At 35.4% G+C, this 22,744-nt stretch carries 19 protein-coding genes; 16 read left to right on the top strand and 3 right to left on the bottom strand.

Annotation, left to right across the window (positions count from 1 at the left end; translation table 11 throughout):
• The 15 genes from secF to M0Q20_RS04385 form a co-directional block, all read left to right on the top strand.
• Positions 1 to 517 (top strand): protein translocase subunit SecF (gene secF, locus M0Q20_RS04315; protein ID WP_295058938.1); only part of this gene is annotated, 517 nt, incomplete at its 5' end.
• A gap of 117 nt (positions 518 to 634) precedes the next feature.
• Positions 635 to 820 (top strand): hypothetical protein, encoded by a 186-nt coding sequence (locus M0Q20_RS04320; protein WP_295058939.1) that lies wholly within the window; start codon positions 635 to 637, stop codon positions 818 to 820.
• Positions 821 to 897: 77 nt separating this feature from the next.
• Entirely contained in the window at positions 898 to 1,236 is a 339-nt protein-coding gene (locus M0Q20_RS04325) for a DUF6394 family protein (RefSeq protein WP_295058940.1), read from the top strand.
• Between the two features lie 9 nt (positions 1,237 to 1,245).
• Positions 1,246 to 3,711, top strand: coding sequence for a leucine--tRNA ligase (gene leuS, locus M0Q20_RS04330; protein ID WP_295058941.1), 2,466 nt, complete (start codon positions 1,246 to 1,248; stop codon positions 3,709 to 3,711).
• 2 nt (positions 3,712 to 3,713) lie between these two features.
• Positions 3,714 to 4,238, top strand: coding sequence for an LPS assembly lipoprotein LptE (gene lptE / locus M0Q20_RS04335; RefSeq protein ID WP_295058942.1), 525 nt, complete (start codon positions 3,714 to 3,716; stop codon positions 4,236 to 4,238).
• A gap of 9 nt (positions 4,239 to 4,247) precedes the next feature.
• Positions 4,248 to 5,792, top strand: coding sequence for a GGDEF domain-containing protein (locus M0Q20_RS04340; protein WP_295058943.1), 1,545 nt, complete (start codon positions 4,248 to 4,250; stop codon positions 5,790 to 5,792).
• Complete coding sequence (locus tag M0Q20_RS04345; RefSeq protein ID WP_295058944.1) at positions 5,789 to 6,937, top strand: bifunctional folylpolyglutamate synthase/dihydrofolate synthase; 1,149 nt, start codon at positions 5,789 to 5,791, stop codon at positions 6,935 to 6,937. The genes M0Q20_RS04340 and M0Q20_RS04345 overlap by 4 nt, the downstream gene beginning before the upstream one ends.
• Positions 6,930 to 7,874, top strand: a complete 945-nt coding sequence (locus tag M0Q20_RS04350) for a M23 family metallopeptidase (protein WP_295058945.1) — start codon at positions 6,930 to 6,932, stop codon at positions 7,872 to 7,874. Before M0Q20_RS04345 ends, M0Q20_RS04350 begins: the two co-directional genes overlap by 8 nt.
• Positions 7,787 to 8,242, top strand: coding sequence for a polymer-forming cytoskeletal protein (locus M0Q20_RS04355; protein ID WP_295058946.1), 456 nt, complete (start codon positions 7,787 to 7,789; stop codon positions 8,240 to 8,242). Before M0Q20_RS04350 ends, M0Q20_RS04355 begins: the two co-directional genes overlap by 88 nt.
• Positions 8,243 to 8,258: 16 nt before the next feature.
• Positions 8,259 to 11,231 carry a DEAD/DEAH box helicase gene (locus M0Q20_RS04360; RefSeq protein ID WP_295058947.1) on the top strand — a complete coding sequence of 991 codons (2,973 nt, stop codon included), beginning with the start codon at positions 8,259 to 8,261 and terminating at the stop codon, positions 11,229 to 11,231.
• Positions 11,232 to 11,338: 107 nt separating this feature from the next.
• Complete coding sequence (rhuM, locus tag M0Q20_RS04365; RefSeq protein WP_295058948.1) at positions 11,339 to 12,208, top strand: RhuM family protein; 870 nt, start codon at positions 11,339 to 11,341, stop codon at positions 12,206 to 12,208.
• Between the two features lie 174 nt (positions 12,209 to 12,382).
• The gene (locus tag M0Q20_RS04370; RefSeq protein WP_295058949.1) at positions 12,383 to 14,680 is read left to right on the top strand and encodes a restriction endonuclease; all 2,298 of its coding nucleotides are present in this window, start codon (positions 12,383 to 12,385) and stop codon (positions 14,678 to 14,680) included.
• Positions 14,681 to 14,791: 111 nt separating this feature from the next.
• The gene (locus M0Q20_RS04375; protein WP_295058950.1) at positions 14,792 to 15,601 is read left to right on the top strand and encodes a TIGR00282 family metallophosphoesterase; all 810 of its coding nucleotides are present in this window, start codon (positions 14,792 to 14,794) and stop codon (positions 15,599 to 15,601) included.
• A gap of 74 nt (positions 15,602 to 15,675) precedes the next feature.
• The gene (locus M0Q20_RS04380; RefSeq protein ID WP_295058951.1) at positions 15,676 to 16,350 is read left to right on the top strand and encodes a response regulator transcription factor; all 675 of its coding nucleotides are present in this window, start codon (positions 15,676 to 15,678) and stop codon (positions 16,348 to 16,350) included.
• Positions 16,344 to 17,738: an ATP-binding protein gene (locus tag M0Q20_RS04385; protein ID WP_295058952.1), complete on the top strand. Its 1,395-nt coding sequence runs from the start codon at positions 16,344 to 16,346 to the stop codon at positions 17,736 to 17,738. Before M0Q20_RS04380 ends, M0Q20_RS04385 begins: the two co-directional genes overlap by 7 nt.
• On the opposite strand, the gene M0Q20_RS04390 is transcribed toward M0Q20_RS04385, so the two are convergent.
• Positions 17,735 to 19,390 (bottom strand): DNA polymerase III subunit gamma/tau, encoded by a 1,656-nt coding sequence (locus M0Q20_RS04390; protein ID WP_295058953.1) that lies wholly within the window; start codon positions 19,388 to 19,390, stop codon positions 17,735 to 17,737. The two genes, M0Q20_RS04385 and M0Q20_RS04390, sit on opposite strands and share 4 nt — an antisense overlap.
• Positions 19,391 to 19,505: 115 nt before the next feature.
• On the opposite strand from M0Q20_RS04390, the gene M0Q20_RS04395 reads away from it, so the two are divergent.
• A complete protein-coding gene (locus M0Q20_RS04395; RefSeq protein WP_295058954.1) occupies positions 19,506 to 20,531 on the top strand; it encodes a chemotaxis protein CheX in 1,026 nt (341 codons plus the stop codon).
• Positions 20,532 to 20,535: 4 nt separating this feature from the next.
• Here the strand turns inward: M0Q20_RS04395 and murI are convergent, their stop codons facing one another.
• Both murI and rho read right to left on the bottom strand, forming a co-directional pair.
• On the bottom strand, positions 20,536 to 21,279 hold the full coding sequence (gene murI, locus M0Q20_RS04400; protein WP_295058955.1) for a glutamate racemase: 744 nt from the start codon (positions 21,277 to 21,279) through the stop codon (positions 20,536 to 20,538).
• A gap of 2 nt (positions 21,280 to 21,281) precedes the next feature.
• Entirely contained in the window at positions 21,282 to 22,619 is a 1,338-nt protein-coding gene (gene rho, locus M0Q20_RS04405; RefSeq protein ID WP_295058956.1) for a transcription termination factor Rho, read from the bottom strand.
• Positions 22,620 to 22,744: the final 125 nt, after the last annotated feature.

The following is a 22,744-nucleotide window of genomic DNA, read 5'->3' on the forward strand; positions in this document are numbered from 1 at the left end:
AGCGTTTAGATTTGAGTGGAGGTTTGCCGTTGCTTCTATATTAGCACTTGTTCATGACGTCACTATTGCGCTTGGAGCTATAGCCCTTGTCGGATTAGAGGTAAATCTAGACGTATTAGCCGCACTTCTTACGATTTTAGGCTACTCTTTAAATGACACGATAATCATATTTGACAGAATTCGTGAAAGTGTTGTAAAAAGAGGGGATAGTAAACTTAGCGATATAATTGATGAGTCTATCACAAGAACTCTGGCTAGAACAACACTTACTTCTCTTACGACATTTTTTGTTGTATTTACACTTTTTATGTTCGGCGGAGAGATAATTCATGCTTTTGCATTTACTCTTTTGGTAGGAATCGTTGTAGGAACATACTCATCAATTTTTGTTGCTTCTCCGACTCTTCTTCTTTTTGGATTTGATGTTAAAAATTATCATGTAAAACTTGCACAAAAAGCAAAAAGAGAAGCAGAAAAAGAGAGGATGAGAGCTCAGTATGAATCTGGGGTTATGTAAAAATATTAAACACTCCTTGCCTAAAATCCGGCTTCTTGCCGGATAATCTTCTTTAAAAAGCATCTAATTTTTTATGTTAACAAAATAGAAGATACAATACTCAAAAAGGAGTTCGTCATGAGTGATGTTACACTGTTGGTATTTTTTCTATTTGTTGTTTTTTGGGTCTACTCAATAATCTCTGTATATAGAGCTAAGTTTAAAGAGAAAAATCAGAAAGTTTTTTGGCGGATAGCAATTGTCTTTGTTCCGCCTTTAGCATTTTTTTATCTTTTTATGAAAAAAAACTTAATTCTAAAATAGGCTGCATTAAGACTTCAGTCGCTACTTAAGGTATTTTTTGTATAATCTTGTCAATTAATTTAAGCAGAGGTGTTTGTATGGATTGGGGCAAGGTTATATATGTGTTTTTTTCATTGATGAGTTTAACATCAATTGCGGGTTTTTTATATGAACATAGCGCTGTAGCACTTTTTGTTGCAGGTAGTTTAAATCTAGTTTCTACATTTTTGAAAATCGGTGTTAGAAATCTCCTCTCTGCGGAACTATTAGCTTCATCCTTAGTAGCTGACCTTCATCTTATTCCCGCATTTATATATTTAGAAGTTATTGGAAATTTAGAGTGGGCAATCGCTTTGGCAATCGGTGCTTTAATTGCAAACCTATTCTCTGTAGGTCTTATTTATATAGAGAGCTCTAAAAATCGTGACGAGTATTAGGAGAAATTTTTGCAATATAGTTCAAAAGAGTTAGAGAAGAACTGGCAAGAGTATTGGGCAGAAAATAGAAGTTTTGAACCTAGTGAAGATTTTGCAAAAGAGAAGAAATATATACTAAGCATGTTCCCTTTTCCAAGTGGAAGACTTCATATGGGACATGTTAGAAACTACACGCTTAGTGATGCTTTTGCTAGATACTACCGCCAACAAGGCTTTAATGTTCTTCATCCGATAGGCTTTGACAGCTTTGGTATGCCGGCAGAAAATGCAGCTATTAAAAACGGTTCACACCCTAAAAAGTGGACTTATGAAAATATTGATTACATGAAGGGGGAGTTTAAGTCTCTTGGATTCTCATTCTCAAAAGAGCGCGAATTTGCCACAAGCGATGAGTTATATACAAAGTTTGAGCAAGGCTTTATTATCGACATGTACGAAAAAGGGCTTCTCTACCGTAAAAAAGGCTTTTTGAACTGGTGTGAGAGTTGTCATACTGTTTTGGCAAATGAGCAAGTTATTGACGGTTGCTGCTGGAGATGCGATAATCAGGTAGTCAAAAAAGATATGAATCAGTACTACTTTAAGATTACAGACTATGCAGATGAACTGCTTTTGGATTTAAATAAGCTAGAAGATGGCTGGCCTAAGCAGGTTTTGACGATGCAGGAGAACTGGATAGGCAAATCAAACGGCTTAGAGTTTAAGTTCTGTTTTGATGAAGAATCATTAAAGAAGCTAGGTGGCAACTTTGATGGTTTTGAAGTTTTTACAACGCGTCCTGATACAATTTATGGAGTAAGCTACACGGCAATTGCACCCGAACATGAGATTGTAACTTACATGATAGAGAACTCACTACTTGATGAGAATACAATTGCGAAAATTAAAGAGATGAAAAATGCTTCGTCCATCGATAGACAAAAAACTAAGAGCGGCTTTGCATTAGGATTGGATGTAGTTCATCCACTAACTAAGAAAAACGTTCCTCTATGGGTTGCAAATTTTGTTCTTATGGATTATGGAAGCGGTGCCGTTATGGCAGTTCCTGCACATGATGAGAGAGATTTTGACTTTGCAAAAAAATACAATCTGCCTATAAATGCCGTAATAAAGCCTTTTGGAGAAGAGTTAAAAAAAGATGAGGCATATACCGAAGTCGGAGAGCTTTTTAACTCTGAACTCTTTGACGGATTAAACTCCAAAGATGCACAATCAAAAATAATAGAGTATTTCCAAGCTCAAGGTATCGGTAAAAAAACAACCAATTACAAACTAAAAGATTGGGGAGTAAGCAGACAGAGATACTGGGGTGCGCCTATCCCTTTTGTTCATTGTGACTCATGCGGCATTGTTATGGAGAAAAAAGAGAATCTTCCCGTAGCACTTCCTGAAGATATTGAGATTACTGGAGAGGGAAATCCTCTTGAGAAACATCCTACATGGAAGCATTGTAAATGTCCAAAGTGCGGCAGAGATGCCGTGCGTGAGACAGATACGATGGATACGTTTGTAGAGTCTTCTTGGTACTTTTTACGCTTTTGCGCATCGCCTAAAAACTGGCAAGAGGAAGCTTTCTCAAAGGAGCAGATTAAGTACTGGATGCATCAAGGGCAAGAGGGAGTTGACCACTATATCGGCGGAATAGAGCACGCAATCCTTCATCTGCTTTATGCACGATTTTTTACAAAAGTTCTAAGAGATTTGGGGTATCTGGATTTTGATGAGCCTTTTGGTAGGCTTCTTACTCAAGGCATGGTACTAAAAGATGGTGCTAAGATGAGTAAATCCAAGGGCAATACCGTTGACCCTGATGCAATAATAGAGAAGTACGGTGCTGACACAGCAAGACTTTTTATCCTTTTTGCAGCACCTCCAACACAGGAGCTGGAGTGGAACGACAGCGCTGTTGAGGGAGCTTATAAGTTTATAAAAAGATTCTATGAGAGAAGCGTAAATGTAGATAAATTAGAAACTACTCCTTATATAGAGCAAGCATCTCTCACAAAAGAGGAGAAGTTTGCTAGAAAAAAAGTGTATGAAGCACTTGTAAGAGCCAACGATGTTTATAGTGAGCGCTATACTTTTAACACCATGATTGCAGGTGTCATGGAGGCTATGAATGCACTTAATCTTCAAACAAACAGAGATGTCTGGAGCGAGGGCTATTGGATACTATCTTCCATAATGGAGCCGGTGATTCCTCATGTATGCTGGGATATAAGCAGCAAATATTTCGCACTTAAAAACCTAACACAGCAAAAAGTGATAGAAGAGGTGTTTGCACAGGACTCTATAACGCTTGGTGTCTCTGTTAACGGTAAAAGAAGATGCGAGATAGAGGTTGCAATAGATGCACCAAAGGATGAGATAGTGGCTATAGCAAAAGAAAAAGCACAGAAGTGGCTTGAGGGTAAGACCCTGATAAAAGAGATAGTAGTTCCAAAAAAATTAGTAAACTTAGTAGTTAAGGATTAATATTGAAACTTTTGCCCAATATCAAAGCATTTTTGTTGCTATCTTTGACTCTTCTTATTTTGAGTGGTTGCGGATATAAGTCAAGTGCTAAATTTTCTCGTGATGTAATGGGAGAGAAGATAAGTACGAGTGTTGTTATCTCATCCATAGATCCCCAAAACACAGTTATAATTAAAGATGCTGTTGATAGAGCTATTATAGAAGTGTTTCAGGCATCTTTGGTTAGTAGAGCAGAGTCTCAAACACATCTTGTGCTAAAGATGGGCACTCCATCTTATTCACCTATAGTTTATGATGAGAACGGTTATGTAATTAGTTATAGAATGAGTATCTCTTTAAATATAATAAAGCAGACAAACGGCACATCAAAAAGCTATAATACTAAAGGATTTCATGATTTCTCAGTAGCACCAAATGCTATTGTCACGGATCAAGATAGGTTTGAAGCTATAGGATTTGCCGCACAAAGAGCAATTAACTCATTTGTTGCACAGGTTTCGGCTGAGGGAGCAAGAGCAAAGAAGTAAGGAGTAGCTATGAATATTCAAGCAATTATTAAAAAAGCTATAAAAAGATTAGAGTTAGAGGGTAAACTTTTAACACCTGATTTTTATGCTGAGGCGTTTTGTAAAGAAGCCACAAAAGCAGGCTTTGCTATAGAAGATTGCTCAAAACTTGAGAAATTTAGTGCTACTTTAAACAAAGAGTTTCAAGATGAGTTAAAAAAATATCATATTACAAACATCTCTGAGCTTGCCCGTTTTTTAATCTCTAAACTAAACAGAACAAATCCTTCACACTGTTCAAATGTACTTGAATCACAAATAATGTTTACAAGAAGAGTTCTTCAAGTTATAGAGGTTCTACATAATAACGAGGCAACAGAGTTAGCAAAAAAAAGTCTCGAGTTGTTAAGTAGAGAGCCTTCTCTTGCAGAGATGGAACAATTTAGACAATTGTGGATAAATTTTTTAACAACCTATGATGATACATTTTTGCAAAAGCTAAAGGCTTTAGGCGATGTGGATAGCGGTAATCTTAAAAAAACTGTACAAAATTTAAATCTGACTAACTTATGCGATAATCCACTAAACTCTCTTGAACTCTCTAAAATTGCCTCACTGCTAGTATCATCCTTGACCCCTTCGATTGCATCAAGTGTAAATGAGAAGATAGCCAATATAAGCCAAAAAATAAAAAGTAATCCTGAGCTGTTGCATGGCACCTCTATTGAAGCCGAAATAAGATCTGCTATTGCCCTTAGAATAGCACTTGATAAGCAGAGCGTCAAGGAGATGATAGAATCTATCGATGGGGTTTTAGACAAGCTTTCTCTAAGACTTATAGAGATGATAGAGAGTTCGGATAATTCAACTGTTGAGATACAGAGGATTAAAAAAGAGCTTGAGAGCTATAACGAAAAAACAATTACAAACTTTAGTGTTGCACATAAGAAGATATATGCCATAGCTATAGCTTTGGAGAAAAATACTCAGGCACTTGCTAGTGACTTGAAAAAACATAGCAGTGAGGTCAATGCACTTAGTAAAAAGATAGAGCATTTAGAGCAGGAACTACAGCGTGCAAGAGATGAATCAAAAGAGGATTTTTTAACAAAAATTTACAATAAACGCGCGCTAGATGAGCTAATGAATATCAAAGAAGCAGAGTTTGAGAGATATGGGCACAACTATACTCTTGTATTTTTGGATTTGGATCACTTTAAAGATGTTAATGACGACTATGGGCATGATGCCGGCGATGCCGTGCTTTTTGCTTTTGCAAAAATACTTAAAAAAGAGGCTAGAGCAGTTGACATAGTGGGGAGATTTGGAGGAGAGGAGTTTATCGCTATCCTTGGTGAAACAGACACTAAAGGCGGAGTTATTTTTGCCGAAAAAGTTAGAAAAAAAATTAAAAATACACGTTTAAAATATAAAGAGAATCAGATAAAACTAACCGTTAGCTGCGGGGTAAGTGACAGAAAATCTAACTTCTCACTTCAAGGCTTGTTAAAGAGTGCCGATGAGAATCTATACAAGGCAAAAAAAGAGGGTAGAGATAGGGTCGTATATAAGTGAGAGTAGAGGAGTATTTAAACCTTAAGCCGCTCTATTACGAGGAGATAGATTATAGCCGTATGCCACGAGTTTACGAAAAGATAAAATCCCTCTTTAGTACTCCAAAAACAGTTCATATCATCGGGACAAACGGCAAGGGAACTACGGGGCGCTTTTTAGCTGAGGCAATTTTTTCTATGGGCTATAGTGTGGGGCACTATACCTCGCCCCATATCTTGGAGTTTAATGAGCGCATATGGATAAATGGCTTAAATGTTGCTGATAAAGAGCTTGAAGCCGCACACATAAAACTCCAAGGAATTTTAACAAAAGATGATGCCTCCTCGCTTAGTTATTTTGAGTATACGACTTTTTTGGCAATGCTGCTGTTTTGTGATTGTGAATATGTCGTTATGGAAGCAGGGCTTGGCGGTGAACATGATGCGACTGCCGTATTTCCTAAAATATTGACTCTTGTAACACCCATAGCGCATGATCATGAAGCTTTTTTAGGCTCAGAGATAGCCCAGATAGCTGCTACAAAATTAAATGCGATTCAAAATAGTGCAATTTTAGCTACGCAACAATATGATGAGGTTTATGAAGTTGCAGATAGGTTGTGTTCCAAAAAGTCTTTAAATATAGAAAAAGTAGATACATTTATTGATGATATTGATAGAGAGAAAATAGATGAGATTTCAAAAAAACTCTCACTAGTCTCATATCTCAAGCAGAACTTATCTCTTAGCATAGCTGCTTTAAAGTTTTTAGGATTGAAGTATGATAGTGGTAATTTTCAAAAACCACAACTTTTTGCAAGGCTTACAAAGATAGCAAAGAACATTACAATTGATGTAGGGCACAATGTCTTAGCAGCTAAAAGCATTGTTGAGGCACTTTTGGGGAATAAATATGTAGTTATATATAACAGCTACAAAGACAAGAACTATAAAGAGATTTTAGAGATACTAGCACCTATAACTTTACATGTTGAGATAATTGCCATAGATGATAAAAGAGTTGCAGATATTAAAAATATTAAAACAGTTTTAACTAACTTAAAGATAGAATATAGACAATTTAAAGAGATAAAGCCTGAGTACAACTACCTTGTATTTGGCTCTTTTAGTGTAGTTGAAAGATTTTTAAGAGAGTATTATGAATAATCACTTTACTATAACTATACATGACGACAATGGCGTAAAGCAGTTTAATCTTCATAAAATTATAAAAAAAGCTATTCTTTATGCCGCTATGTTTTTAGGAACAGTTGCTCTTTTTGCAGTAGCTACTATTTTGTATCTTGACTACAAAGTAGATGAGATAAACAGAGAACATCAGAGTGTACAAAAGGCTTATTTAGCTCAAAAAGAGAAAAACAGACTGCTTGATGAGAGTATAAAAGATACCCAAGTAGCGTTAATTGATAAAAAGAGAGAGCTTTTAGAAATCTCAGAGACGCTCTCTGAGATTGAGACGTTAATAGGACTCTCTCCTGTAACAGAGATGTCTCTTCAAGATAGAGTAAATGTAACAAAACTAAGTTCTGAACATATGGCTACTCTTATGCAGTTTATTCCTAGCGGCTCTCCAATCAGATATAATGGAATTACAAGCAATTACGGCTATAGAATACACCCTACGTTAAACTCTAAGGAGCTTCATCGCGGACTTGATATGAAAGCGGCTATGAATACTCCGGTTTATGCAACTGCTGATGGACTTGTAGAGTGGGCAGGATTTCATGAAAAAAGCGGTTTTGGTAATCTTGTAATAGTAGAGCACAATTACGGTTTCAAATCATACTTTGCACATTTAAACAAAGTTGTGATAAAATCCGGAAGCTTTGTAAAAAAAGGTGATTTAATTGCCTATACCGGTAACTCAGGCATGAGTAGCGGTCCACATCTCCATTATGAAATAAGATTTATCCAAAGACCGGTTAATCCTATAGCATTTGTAAAGTGGAGTGTTAAAAATTATAGAGATATATTTGAAAAGGAGAAACAGATACCATGGCAATCTTTAATAGCGGCGACAGCGCACATAAAAGTACCAAACCCGACACAAACACTACCATCATCACAGCTGGCTCTACAATAAAAGGAGAGATGAATCTTGCATGCAATCTCTATGTTGATGGAGAGTTTGAGGGAGTAATAAACTCAAGCAAAGAGGTAAATGTTGGTAAAAACGGACATATAAAAGGGGATATCTCTACCACAAGACTTGTTGTACAAGGGTATGTAGAAGGCAGTGTAAATGCTGCAAGAGTCGAGATAAAAGCTCAAGGCAGAGTAAACGGCTCAATAGAGTCTGGTGAGTTAGTAATTGAAGCAAAAGGTATTTTTGAAGGAAATAGCATTGTGAAAAATGCACCGCAGACACCTATGAAAACATCAGATAGTGATAACATTCCCGCAGATACGCTTATAAGCGCTATTAGTGAAAATAAGGCAAAAGTATCATAGTCTTAAGTCTAATTTAATGTCACAAAACAGACTGTTTCAATATTATAAAACCTCTAAAGAGCAAGATTTAGATATTTTGATTTGCCAAGATGCAAAAGAGGCACATGAGCTTGAGAGCGTAGCTAAATTTTTTAAAAAAGATGTTCTTCTCTTTCCTGACTTTAGAGCTGCTTATGGAGATGACTTAAGAGTATATAAAGAGGAGCTTCATGAGCTCTTGACTGCTTTGCGAAAGTACTACTCTCTAAAAAAGAAACCGCTTGTTATCTTGCCGCTAAAAACAGTCCTATTTAACCTTCCAAAAGAGTCTCTTCTAGGCTCTACTACTTTAGAGTTTGGCTCCAATATAGAACTAAAGAGCTTTAAAGAGCAGATGCTTTTTTGGGGATACAACTTTGTAGATATGGTTCAGGTAGAAGGGGAGATATCTTTTCGCGGGGATATTATAGATATCTTTCCTCCATCATCACAGATGCCTCTTAGAGTTTCACTTTTTGATGATGAGATAGAGCAGATAAAATATTTTGAGCTTGAATCGCAAAGGACTCAAAAAGAGGAGCTTGAGAGCATTGAGATAACGCCTGCTTTTTACTCTTTGGATGAGGAAGCATTTAATACTCTAAATGAGAAAGTAACTAGAAGTGAGTTTGACTCCTTGGTTAAAGATATTGCCTCCTTGGGGTTTTGGCATCTAGATGATAGTGCGGCAGATTTTCTAGAGGGTAAAAGTGTAAAATTAGTAAGAAATCTCAAGGCCCTTTTAGCAGATGCTTACGCACTCAATAAGCCGACACTCTCGCGAGAGAGATTTAACTTAGAGATACTGCCTGATAGTGATGATTTTAAAGAGATAATGCCAAGTGATGTGGGCGCTCTTTTAAAAGTGCATAAAGATAAGAAAATAACGATTATAGCTTCAAATGAGGCGGTATTAAAACAGGCTGGACTCTTTGACTTAAAAGGGATAGAGACTCTTTATGCTCCATATATTTTAAATATTTTAAGCAAAGATGAGCTTGTAATCTCGCTAAATAAGCCAGATAGAGTAAGACGAAGAAGAAAAAGCTCAATTTTACTAGATGATTTAAAGACAGGCGACTATGTCGTGCATGAAGATTACGGTGTCGGTATATTTGAGAGTATTGAGAAGACTGAGATTTTAGGAGGAGTAAAAGATTTTATAGTCATAAAGTATGTTGGTGATGATAAAATTTTACTCCCTGTGGAAAATCTTGATGCCATAGACCGCTATATCGCTTCAGGCGGCTCTGTTCCGGTTTTAGATAAGCTTGGCAAAGGTAGCTTCGGCAAACTAAAAGAGAGCGTAAAAAAACGGCTTATGGAGATAGCGGGGCAGATAGTAAATACTGCAGCAGCAAGAGAGCTTATAAAAGCACCAAAGATAAGCGTTGATGAGGATGAGTTAAGGGCATTTCAAAAGCTCTCCGGTTTTGATTATACCGATGATCAGACACAATCAGTGGATGAGATAATAGCGCAGATGAGTTCGGGGCATATTATGGATAGGCTTCTAAGCGGCGATGTAGGGTTTGGAAAAACAGAAGTGGCGATGAACACTATCTTTGCAGCGTACAAATCAGGTTATCAGTCTGCACTTATAGTTCCCACAACGCTACTTAGTGCACAGCACTACCGCTCGCTTCGTGAGAGATTTGATGATTTAGGTATAAAGTGCTCAAAGCTTGATAGATTTGTTAGTGCTAAAGATAAGAAAAATATCATAAAGGCTCTTGCAAGCGGAGATTTGGATGTTGTTGTAGGAACTCATGCCCTTTTTGATACAGAGTTTAAAAACCTAGGCGTTGTCATCATAGATGAAGAGCATAAGTTTGGTGTAAAACAAAAAGAGAAGATAAAAGAGTTATATCATAATGTTCATCTTCTCTCTATGAGTGCGACTCCAATTCCACGCTCACTAAATCAAGCTCTTAGTTCAATAAAAACAATGTCGCAGCTTCTTACCCCGCCAAGCGACAGAGAGCCTGTTAGAACTTTTGTGAAAGAGTATGAAGAGAAGCTTATAAAAGAGGTGATTTTGCGCGAAATTCGCCGTGGCGGACAGATATTTTATATACACAACTCAATAGACCATATGCCGATTAAACTCGGCGAACTAAAAGCGATACTTCCCCAGCTTAGAGTCGTCATGCTCCACTCTAAAATCTCTGCAATAGAGACGGAAAAAGAGCTTTTGAAGTTTGAGGCGGGGGAGTATGATTTGATGCTTGCAACCTCAATTATAGAGTCAGGCATACATATGCCTAGAGTAAATACCATTATAGTTGACGGTGCAGACAGATTTGGCATGGCGGATTTGCATCAACTCCGTGGACGTGTCGGGCGCAGCAGTGTTGAAGGGTTTGCTTACTTTATAGTAAATGATAAAGAGGGATTAACGGATGATGCTAAAAAGAGGCTTTTAGCGTTAGAGTCAAACTCGTTTTTGGGAAGCGGCTCTGTTTTAGCGCATCATGATTTAGAGATACGAGGCGGCGGAAACTTAGTCGGCGATGCTCAGAGTGGACATATAAAAAATATCGGTTACTCTTTGTATCTTAGAATGTTGGAAGATGCCATAAAACTTTTAAGCAATCAGGCAGAGAGTGAAAAGGTAAAAGTAGATATAAAGCTAACTATTTCGGCATTTATATCAGATGAGGTAGTAAAAGAGGATAGACTCCGTCTAGATATATACAGGCGACTCTCAGCATGCGAAGATAGTGTAGAGATATATGAAATCCAAGAGGAAGTCATAGACCGCTTCGGCGAGCTAGACACCCCTACAAAGCAGTTCTTTGAACTGATGGTCATTAAGCTTTTGAGTCTGCATAAGAGGGTAAAGAGTGTCTCTAACTATGGACAAAACATTACATTTGCCTACATGGATGAGAAAAAAGAGAGCATTAAATCAGACTCAAAAGACGATGACGACATTATAAAAGCAGTGCTGAAGTATTTAAGGGCGTAAGGGTTGATAACAGGAGTTTAAGATTCAAAATATTTCAAATTGACATATTTTTCAATGAAAATAAATTAGTTTGGTATGATTTATCAAATAATATTTGGATTTGAACGATGAATAAAGAAAATAGCTCAGATATAGTAATTTATAATGATGGTGAACTTGAGCTTAATGTCTCTGTTGAAAGTGAAACAGTATGGCTTAATAGAAATCAAATTTCAGAGCTTTTGGATAGAGATGTAAAAACTATAGGAAAGCATATAGGCAATATATTTAGCGATGGTGAGCTTGAGAAAATCTCAGTTGTCGCAAATTTTGCGACAACTGCTCATGATGGCAAAACATACAATGTTGAGTACTATAATTTAGATGTAATTATTTCAGTCGGCTACCGGGTTAAATCACAAAAAGGTGTAAGATTTAGACAATGGGCAACCTCAATAATAAAAAGCTATATTACTAATGGGTATGTAATAAACTCTGAAAAAATAACAAATCAAAGATTTAAAGAGCTTGAAAGTGAGGTGGTGATTTTAAAATCAAAAGTTGAAAACATATCAAATGGACTTCAAAACACAACCCTCAAACCCAAACAAGGGATACTTTTCGATGGTCAAATTTATGATGCCTATGTTTTTGTGAACGATTTGCTAAAGAGTGCAAAAAGTGAAGTGGTGCTTATAGATAACTATATAGATGACACCATTTTTACACTCTTTAGTAAATACCAAAATTTAAAAATAAAAATCTATACTCAAAATATCTCAAAACAGTTGCGTTTTGATTTTCAAAAATACAACTCACAATATAAAAATATAGAATTACAAGAGTTTAAAAAAGCTCACGATAGATTTTTGATAATTGACGGTACAGAGATTTACCACATAGGAGCAAGCCTTAAAGACCTCGGTAAAAAGTGGTTTGCATTTTCAAGGTTTGAGATGGAAGCTTTAGAAGTTTTGGAGAGGTTGAAAAATGGGTAAAATAAAGACAGAAAATTAACGGCAAAAGAACAATATAGGGTTAAGTGATAAAAAGTCATATGAAATTTTAATTTAGATAAAATGTAAACTTTAATGCTGCAGATGAAGATGACAATGAGTGACTTTTGGTGTGAAGGTTAGTGCTGGGGATGAGTGAATTAAAAAAGGAAAAAAATGAGTCAAAACTATGACTTTAAAAATTTATCTCCAATAGATTTTGAAGAACTTTGCAGAGATTTATTACAGAAAGAATTGTGTATAACATTAGAAAGTTTTACTGAGGGGAAAGATGGAGGTATAGACTTTCGGTATGCTCAAGGTGTTGATAAATTAATTTTTCAATGTAAACGATTTACAAAAGATAGTTTTTCTTCTTTGGAAACTGAGTTAAAAAAAGAATTATCAAAAGTCAAAAAACTTAATCCTACAAGATATATTGTAATGACATCTTTTGGGTTGACTCCAGCAAATAAACAAATTATTTTAAATCTTTTTTCTCCCTATATTGTCTCAATATCTGATATATACGGAAAAAATGATATTAATAACTTACTTGGGAAATTTGAAGATGTTGAAAAAAAACACTACAAATTATGGTTTAATAGTACATCAATTCTCACTTATTTACTTCATAGTGGCTCCTATAATAGAAGTACTGATAAATTACAAAAAATCCAAAATAAATTAAAAATATATGTTCTTAATGAAAGCTATAATAATGCAGTTGATATTTTAAATAAGAATAACTACTGTGTAATATCAGGAGTTCCTGGTATAGGTAAAACAACCTTAGCCGATATCTTAAGTTTTCAATACATTCAACAAGAATTTGAGTTTTTATTTATTTCAAATAATATTTCAGAAGCTTGGGGACTTCTCAAAAAAGACACAAAGCAACTATTTTATTTTGATGATTTTCTTGGTAGAAATTTTTTAGAAGATAGATTGGAAAAAAATGAAGATGATAGTTTAATTAGTTTTATAGAGTATGTAAAAAAAGATAAAAGTAAAAAGTTTATTTTAACAACAAGAGAATACATCTTAAATCAGGCAAAACATACTTACAAAAAGTTAGATAATGGTGGTTTAGAACTTGCGAAGTGCACACTTGATTTAGGAAATTATACAAAACTAATTAAGGCTAAAATTTTTTATAATCATTTATTCTATTCTGATTTAGAGCTTGAATATATTAATGCACTTTTAAAAGATAAGACATACCAAACTATAATTGAACATCAGAATTACAATCCTCGTTTAATCGAATATATTACTAAAAAAGATATTGAACAATTAGTAAGTGATGACGAATATCCAACTTATGTAATAAGTAAATTTGATAATCCTGAAAGTATATGGGAAGAAGCCTTTGAAAAATTATCAAACAGTGCAAAATGTGTATTGTATGAACTCGCTATTTCAAGTAATGAAATCTTGCTTGATGAGCTTAAATCAGCATTCCATAAATTTTATAAAACTATGGCTAAGGAATACAATTTTTCAACGACACCTTCGGATTTTGATAGTGCTATAAAAGAATTAGATAATAATTTTACAAAAATTACTATGGACGATGGCAAGCAATCTATTGTCTCATTTCACAATCCTTCAATTAGGGATTTTATAATATCTCTTATAAATAATAGCACTTCAATAAAAGAGATGCTCATTGATAATTTGCTTTATTTCAATCAAGCTTTTTATGCTTTTAGAAATCCAAATGAAACAACAGAGCATATTTTTGACAAGCATAAGATAAACATTGATAATGATTTAGAAAAAAAGTTAGCTTTAAAATCTATTGAACTGACTAACGATATCAAAACAACTTCTATAAAAATCATATATGCTTCTGACAATAAAAAAGTTATGAAACCAAATACACCAAACATTTCAGCTCAACTATGGATGTTGCATAATAGGTTTGTATCAAGCAGTGAAATACAAAGTTTTATTATAGAGACACTTAAAAATGTGAATTTAAAAGAAATCTTTATTACTTCAGGTCAAGATAAACCAAGTTTAATCGCATTGATAGATAAATATAATATTAAATCAAAAGAAAAAGTAATATTTGAGCTTTTAGATTATTTAAAAGAAAATAATATTGATTATGATGAAGATATAGAGTGTTTACTTTATTGCAAAGATACAATACTTGGATTTGATGAGTATTTTAAAGATAATGAAGATTATTTTATTGATTGTATTGAAAGCTATGCTGATAGTGTCGCACAGGCAATAGACAAACATTATGATGGTGCAGAGATTATTAATATATTGAATGAGTTTAATGAATCATTTGGTTGCAATATTGACTACGAGCACTTACATGAAAGAGCTGATGAGATGGGGCATAATCGAGATGACTATGATTTGTGGAGAGAAACATCAAGGGAGCAAAAATTTGATAGAGAATTAGAAGATAGATATATTGACTCTATCTTTGGTACATTAATAAGTGATAAATAATATAAAATATTAGAGGCAAAAAGAAAATGAAAAACAGACAATATATACAAAAAAATCAAAAAATCATGAATTATCTTAGATGATAAAAAATATTTTAAAAAAGGATAGTATTTGAGAATAGCATTTATAGGCGATATAGTAGGAAGTCCCGGTAGAGATATGTTAAAGAGTTATCTGCCAAAGCTAAAAAAAGAGCATGGGATTGATTTTGTTATTGCAAATTATGAGAATGTTTCTCACGGTTTTGGTTTGACAGCCAAGAATGCAAACGAGGTTGTAAGTTACGGTGTGGACTGCATGAGCGGCGGAAATCACTCGTGGGATAAAAAAGAGGTAGAGGCGCTTTTTGCAACGCATGAGATTTTAAGACCCCATAACTATCCAGAGGAAGTTAGCGGAACGGGCTGCAAGATTTATGATGTTGCAGGGGAGAGGCTTGGTGTTTTAAACCTTATGGGGCACTTTGCCATGCCATATACAGACAATGCTTTTAGATGCGCAAAAGAGAGTGTAGAGGCTCTACATGCAGATGGTGTAAAAAATATTTTTATAGATTTTCATGCAGAGGCTACAAGTGAAAAAAGAGCTATGATGATGCTTCTTATGGGAAGAGTTAGTGCAATAATCGGAACACATACCCATGTTGGAACTGATGATTTTCAGATAGTAAATAGCACCGCATATCTCACAGACATCGGGCTTACTGGTTGTCGTGATAATGTAATCGGTATGGATGAAAAAGTGCCGCTAAAGCAGTTTCTTACCGGCATGAGAGGACATTTTGATATTCCAAAAAAGTGTAAAAAAATAATGCAAATAGCCATCTTGGATATTAGCAAAGGCAGATGTGAGAGTGCATTTAAGCTTAAGATATTTGATGATGATACTATTATAAAAACAGATGCTTGGATTGAGAGTTAAATATTTTTAGTGTAATGAAAAAGAGACCCTTTTTGGTTACAATAGTATAAAATTTAATTAGGAATTCTTAAAACATGAGTGCAAAAATTGTAGTAGTAGAGGATGAAGAGGATATACTAGAGCTTCTTGAGTACAATCTGCAAAAAGAGGGGTATGAAGTCATAGGCTTTTTAAACACTAAAAGTGTTGAACAGATTCTTGTTGAAGAGGATATAGATCTTCTTATAATGGATAGAAATCTCCCCGGAGTTGAAGGTAGCGAGTTTGTTCAAACTCTTAGAGCAGATGGATTTTCCACACCTGTGATATACCTTAGTGCAAAAAATCATGATAGTGAGATAGAGGAGGGTTTTTTAAGAGGCGGTGACGACTATATAACAAAACCTTTCAATATGAAAGAGCTGATGCTGCGCATAAAAGCAATTTTGCGAAGAACTTCAAGAAAGATAGAAGATGGAGTGTTCTCTCACAGAGATTTGCTCTTGGATAGAAGCTCTAGGACATTAAGTGTAGAGGGTAGAGAAGTAGATGTTACAAAACTTGAGTTTAACCTCTTATGTGAGTTTATTTTAAATAAAAACAGGGTACTTGATCGTGACTATCTCCTTGAGAGTGTATGGGGGGAGAGCGATGAGTATCAATACAGAACCGTAAATGTTGCCATAAATAGACTAAAAGAGAAAATCGACCCGGATAAAACAAAAGAGTATATACAAACAGTCCGCGGAGTAGGATACAAGTTGTGCTAAAAATACATCAGATATTTATACTAAAATTTTTACTTCTTTTTATAACAGCACTTCTTATATCATCAGTAATCAGCTACATAACTCTAAAAGATATAATAATAGAGCATAATAAAAATCATTTAAAGCATGCTATTGAACTTATGGAGATAAGCCTAAATAGTGTTGAGAATTTGGATGATGTTGTGGCTCAAATCAACGAAAAAACAGCCCTAAGAGTAACTGTTATATCAAAAGAGGGTACTGTTTTAGCAGAAACGGATGCGGATAAAGAGGAGATGGCAAATCATACTTCAAGATTTGAAGTAATGCTCTCAAATAGCCAAGAGTACGGCGATACAGTAAGATACTCAAATACACTAAAGGCAGATTTTTTATATATTGCAAAAAAAACTATTTATAAAGATGAGCAGATATATATAAGACTCTCTATGAGTTTGGCGCAAATTATGTATGATTTTTACTCTTTGTGGACAAAGCTCTTTTTTGTATTTATGGTAATTATAGTTATTGGAGCTTTTGTCTCTAAAGCTATGAGCCAAAAGGTAGTTTATGATATTGAGCAGATTACAAACTATCTCGATGAGGTCTCAAACAAAAATTACAAAGCCATAATTAAAACAAAATATTTTTATGAGTTTTTGCAAATCTCTTTACTTTTGAAAAATCTGGTAAAAAAATTGAGCAAAAATGAGAAGAAAAAAGCAAAACATATGGCAAAACTAAGGCTTATGAATAAGCAGAGAAACGATATACTCTCAGCGCTCTCACATGAGTTTAAGAATCCTGTTGCGGCAATTATTGGATATGCGCAGACAATTAAAGAAGATGCACAAATGCCGCAAAATATTCGAGATAAATTTTTAAGCAAAATCAGCAGTAACGGTGATAAAATATCAAAAATGCTAGATAGGCTGGCTTTGTCTGTTAAGCTTGAGAATGAGGATTTGACAATAAACAAAAGTGAGTTTGAGCTAAATTCACTCTGTTTAGAGATTGCGTCAAACTTTGAATCAAAATATAGGGATAGAGAGATAGTGGTCAAAGTTGAGAAGTTGACTCTTTTTAGCGATAAGACTATGCTTGAACTTGTTATAGACAACTTAATAGATAATGCCATGAAATACTCAAGCGGCGATGTTTTTCTTACTCTAAAAAACAATAAACTCTCAGTTAAAGATAGCGGAACAGGGATAAAAGAGCAACATCTTAAAAAAATTACAAATAAATTTTATAGAGTAGATAAAAATAGTTGGGATAACTCCATGGGATTAGGACTGGCTATGGTTACATATGTTTTAAAACTGTTAGGTTCATCGTTAGAGATAACTTCAGAGTTTAAAAAAGGCTCTACCTTTAGCTTTAGTATTGAGAGTATGCTAAAGAGTTAGATTTTTGACTGAATAGTCATCCTTTTAGCTTCAAAAAGTTCCACGGCTTTTTGAACTATTGGCTCATCTTTTATCTCCGATGCATCAACAACTCTCGGTGCATCGTTGTTTTGACAATCTGTTACACAACTAGCACTCCCTCCCATCTCCGCATCCTCAATCATTGATGTTGATTGAGAGTATGGCATTGATAGTTTTTCTACCTCTTCATCATCCTCTTTTTCTTCTTCAACTTCTTTTGTGCACGCTTCATGCTTTATCTTTGTGTCAAATCCAAAAACTTCTCTTACAAACTGCTTTACAACAGAGTATCCATGTGTTAAAATCTTTTTACACTCCTCATTTGCACAGCTCTCCCACTTGAGTACGCCTTGTTCAAAAGAGATAAAGTATATACTTCTCTCAAAGCACTCGCCAAGCTCAGGGTTTCTATCTTTTAGTTTAGCGATAAGCTGCGCAAACATTTTTGTGTAAGAATCTGCAGCTTTCTCTCTATCTTGCGAAGGTTTTAAAGGCTCCTCTTGGCTTTGAGCTTCTATCTCCTCTTTTTGTAAAGTGGGACTACATGAGATGGATGGCGTATGAATCTCTTTTTGAAGCGACTCTATCATCTGATCGACCTCTTTTATACTAAGTGCCTCTACCATTTTGAAAAATATAAGTGAGAGCACAAAAGAGCCATCTGCATTTATGCTAAAGAGATATTTAGAATCACTTAATATTCTAAAAAATCTATCTAACACAAGGGTAGAGAAGAGGGCATCATTGGCATACATTCTCTCTTTTAGGTATGCTATAAGCTCATCTACCACCATCTCTGCTTCATAATCTTCTAAAACCTTTGTCAACTCAACAAGAGCGGCGTAATCTTTTGCAAAAACAGCGTCAAAGAGTTTTCTTATAAAATCAGGATCAACAAGACCTAGCATATCCGTAACAGTGCGAACATCTACATGATTTTTGGAGTATATGATAGCTTGATCCATGAGTGTAAGAGTGTCTCTAAGGCTTCCATTCCCGCTCCTTGCAAGAATCTCTAAAGCCTCAGGCTCATATTTTATCTCTTCAAGGTTCAAAATATGAGCCAAATGGTCTGCAATTTTATTTGTTGCAATAGATTTAAATCTAAAGTGCTGAGTACGGCTTAAGATTGTTGCAGGCAGCTTTAGCGGGTCTGTAGTAGCAAGTATGAACTTTACGTAAGAGGGAGGCTCCTCAAGTGTTTTTAAAAGGGCATTAAATGCAGGAGCAGTCAACATATGCACTTCATCAATTATAAATATTTTAAATCGAGCAGAAGATGGTCTATACTTAGTCTGCTCAACCAACTCTCGAATATCATCTATACCGCGATTTGATGCCGCATCCATCTCTACTATATCCATATGACGATTCTCAAGAGAGAGTGTACAGTTTTGACAAACTCCACAAGGTTGGTGAGTTATCCCTTTTTCGCAAATTAGTGCCTTGGCAAATATACGCGCTGTAGAAGTTTTTCCACTCCCCCTTAGTCCCGAGAAGAGGTATGCATGGGAGAGCCTGTTGGCGTCAAGCGCAAGAGAGAGAGTTTGAGAAATCGTCTCTTGACCTATAAGCTCATCAAAACTTTTTGGTCTGTACTTTCTTGCTAATACTTCTGAACTCTCTCTCAATTGCACTCTCCATTTTTAAGTAAAGTGATTTTAACATTTGTAGGATTAAACTTTAATATATCCAATTTTAATTTACTCGATGGTAGAATAGGTAAATTTATTTTAGAGGGACTGTATGCTTAAGTTTAGTTATAGGGGGATTATAGAAGACTCTAGAACCTCTGCTCTTGTAGATTCAATTGCAAATCAGCTGGATATGGCAAAAAAAAGAGTTGAAATTGTTGTTATCTCCCTAGAAGGTGCAATATATGAGAGTCAAGATAAAAGAAGTTTAACTACTTTTATAAAAAAGCTTGATGCTCTTAGTAGTAAATTCAAGCTTAAAGTTGCGTTGATCGACTACACTATTCCCCTTTATAAACATTTAAAGATGTTCTCAAAAGATACTAGGGTAAAACTGTTTAAAAATATTGCAGCAGCAAAGCTTTTTTTAGAGCCAAAGTCATATAAAAAAGATTTACGCGTTTTACTATATGATGAAGATGAACAAAATGCAAAGCAGCTCTCAAAAGAGTTATCCAAGTATGGATATACAATTGTTGTCGTGAGTGATGAGAAAAAGTTTGAAGAACTTTCAAAAGAGAAAACAAGCGATATTATAATTACTCACAGCTCAATTAACGATGGTTATCAAAAAAATGAGAACTCTCAAAATCAAACACTCTCTTTATCAAAAAATCTTATAATAAACCTTCCAGTTTTTATGGATACGGCAGTTGAGACACTAGTCTCCTTTACAGGGTTAGAGGCTCAAAAGCTTTCACATACAATAAAGAACTTTGATGTGGACTCAAAAGAAGAGATAGTCATTGCAGTTATGCACTTTAGCGGTGATTTAGATGGCTATTTTGCGCTTCTGTTTCCAAAAGAGATAGCACTTACTGCCATAGAGTCATTTCTTGGTGAGAAGATTGAGGAGAGTGACAGTGCAAGCATCATGGACGGAGTAGGGGAGTTTTGTAATGTTATAACGGGAAGTGCTAAAACAATTTTTTTAAATAAAGAAATTAAAGTGATATTTGAACTCCCTAAAACATACACCTCAATAGAAGAGGTTCGTTCTAAAATAGGCAGTAATAACGGCGTATGGATAGATATGCAATTAGCAGGAAAACCTTTTTATATGTTTATTACAAAGTAAAATATTAAATATCAAGCCACTTTTTAGCTATGTTTTTTAAGGAGTCCGGACTTTCTGAGGCAAAAAATTCTAGCTTTGGATTTTTATATCTATTTTTTAACTCAAACTCTTTTTCCAAATACTCCACTATTGCATCGCCAGAGTGGATAAGCAGGCTTGTTTTGCTAAAATAGTTCTGCAGAGCCTCTGAGATAAGAGGAAAATGAGTACATCCCAGGATGATTGCATCAGGAGCGGTAATTGTTTTAAAATAGTGCTTAAACGTTGCTTCTAAAACCTCGCCCTCATATATCTCCTCTTCGACAATAGGGACAAAAAGACCCGTTGCTTTTGCTTGCAGATTGTAAAAGCCCTCTGTTTTTAGCCCAATTTCATAAGCTTTTGAGTTTATTGTTGCTTTTGTTCCAAGGATTAGTACATTTGAGTTTTTATTTTTTAGTGCATTTGCCGTTGCTAATACTCCAGCCTCAACAACACCTATAACAGGGCATGAGGAGGCTTCTTTCATCTCTTCAAGTGCATGTGCACTTACCGTATTACATGCAACGATTATAAGGTCAAGTTCAAAGTTTTTAAAAAACTCTACGGCCTCTATAGCATAACGGACAATAGTAGTTTTGTCTTTGATACCGTATGGTACGCGCGCCGTATCTCCAAAGTAGATAATCTCTGCGAAAAGCTGATGTTCAAGCAGAGATTTTACAACTGTTAAGCCGCCTATCCCGCTGTCAAATACGCCGACTCTCATTACTAGTTGGTATTCATACTTTCTAAGAACTCTTCGTTTGTAGCTTTTTTGCCCATTGTGCTATAGACAAACTTAAGCGCTTCAATCTCGTTTTCTTGTTTGTGAATCATTTGACGGAGGATAAATACTTTTTGAAGTACTTCAGGACCGATAAGCAGTTCATCTTTTCTAGTTCCTGATTTTAAAATATCTATAGCAGGGAAGATCCTTCTGTCTGCAATTTTGCGGTCAAGAATAACCTCAGAGTTACCGGTACCTTTGAACTCTTCAAAGATAACTTCATCCATTCTGCTTCCAGTATCTACAAGCGCAGTTGCAATAATAGTCAAGCTTCCGCCATTTTCTATGTTTCTAGCAGCTCCAAAGAATCTCTTTGGTTTATGAAGTGCATTTGCATCAACACCACCCGATAAAACTTTACCGCTTGAAGGTGTAACCGTATTGTAGGCACGAGCAAGACGTGTGATTGAGTCAAGAAGAATAACAACATTACGTCCAAGCTCAACTCGTCTTTTTGCTTTTTCTATTACCATCTCCGCAACTTTTACATGATTTTTTGCAGGCATATCAAAAGTAGAGCTATAAACTTCACCCTTAACGCTTCTCTCCATGTCGGTTACCTCTTCAGGTCTCTCATCAACTAGCAGAACCATTAAGTCTATCTCAGGATGGTTATGTGTTATACCGTGAGCAATCTCTTTTAAAAGCTCTGTTTTACCGCTTCTTGGAGGTGCAACGATAAGCCCACGCTGCCCCTTTCCAATAGGAGCAAAAAGATCCATCATACGACCCGTCAAGCCTTTTTCTCTATATTCAAGTTTGATTTGGTCAGTTGCATAAAGTGGAGTGAGGTTTTCAAAGAGAGGTCTTTTTTTGCTCTCTTCAGGAGGGAGTCCGTTAACGGCTTCTATCTTAATAAGCGCGTAGTATCTCTCTTGCTCTTTTGGAGGTCTAACTTGCCCCGTGACAATATCTCCGTTACGAAGAGCAAAACGTTTGATTTGAGTATTTGATACATAGGCATCATTGATACTCTCATCAAAGCTTTTGTCTATTGAGCGTATAAATCCGTATCCGTCTTGCATAATCTCTAAAATACCGCTAAAGAGGATAAATCCTCCTTGCTCTGTTTGAGCTTTTAGTATCTCAAAGATAAGGTCTTGACGTTTTAGTTCGTTTGGATTGTCTATGTTTAGCTTAAGAGCCATTGATGTAAGTTCATCTATGCCTTTTACGCGTAAATCTTCTACACTTACGCCTTTTACCGGAGTGTGCGTTCTTGTTTTTGTGTTGTTTTTGTTGTTTGTTTTGCGAGGTTGTTGTGGAGTGTTTTCACTCATATGGTAGCTACCTTAATGTTTTTAGATTTTGCCCGTGGGTATCTTTTGTCAGAAGTGTTTGGGAAACAGTGTAAGAATTATTCACACATTTTGATGTTGTAATTTTACACTAATAGAAGTTCTAA

This window comes from Sulfurimonas sp., from assembly GCF_023229025.1.
Taxonomy (GTDB): domain Bacteria; phylum Campylobacterota; class Campylobacteria; order Campylobacterales; family Sulfurimonadaceae; genus Sulfurimonas.

Bases quoted from the DNA above. Each gene is read 5' to 3' on its own strand.
- rho (WP_295058956.1), bottom strand. From the start codon at position 22,619: ATGAGTGAAAACACTCCACAACAACCTCGCAAAACAAACAACAAAAAC.
- murI (WP_295058955.1), bottom strand. From the start codon at position 21,279: ATGAGAGTCGGCGTATTTGACAGCGGGATAGGCGGCTTAACAGTTGTA.
- M0Q20_RS04320 (WP_295058939.1), top strand. From the start codon at position 635: ATGAGTGATGTTACACTGTTGGTATTTTTTCTATTTGTTGTTTTTTGG.
- M0Q20_RS04370 (WP_295058949.1), top strand. From the start codon at position 12,383: ATGAGTCAAAACTATGACTTTAAAAATTTATCTCCAATAGATTTTGAA.
- rhuM (WP_295058948.1), top strand. From the start codon at position 11,339: ATGAATAAAGAAAATAGCTCAGATATAGTAATTTATAATGATGGTGAA.
- M0Q20_RS04350 (WP_295058945.1), top strand. From the start codon at position 6,930: ATGAATAATCACTTTACTATAACTATACATGACGACAATGGCGTAAAG.
- M0Q20_RS04325 (WP_295058940.1), top strand. From the start codon at position 898: ATGGATTGGGGCAAGGTTATATATGTGTTTTTTTCATTGATGAGTTTA.
- M0Q20_RS04360 (WP_295058947.1), top strand. From the start codon at position 8,259: ATGTCACAAAACAGACTGTTTCAATATTATAAAACCTCTAAAGAGCAA.
- M0Q20_RS04395 (WP_295058954.1), top strand. From the start codon at position 19,506: ATGCTTAAGTTTAGTTATAGGGGGATTATAGAAGACTCTAGAACCTCT.
- M0Q20_RS04380 (WP_295058951.1), top strand. From the start codon at position 15,676: ATGAGTGCAAAAATTGTAGTAGTAGAGGATGAAGAGGATATACTAGAG.
- M0Q20_RS04340 (WP_295058943.1), top strand. From the start codon at position 4,248: ATGAATATTCAAGCAATTATTAAAAAAGCTATAAAAAGATTAGAGTTA.
- M0Q20_RS04355 (WP_295058946.1), top strand. From the start codon at position 7,787: ATGGCAATCTTTAATAGCGGCGACAGCGCACATAAAAGTACCAAACCC.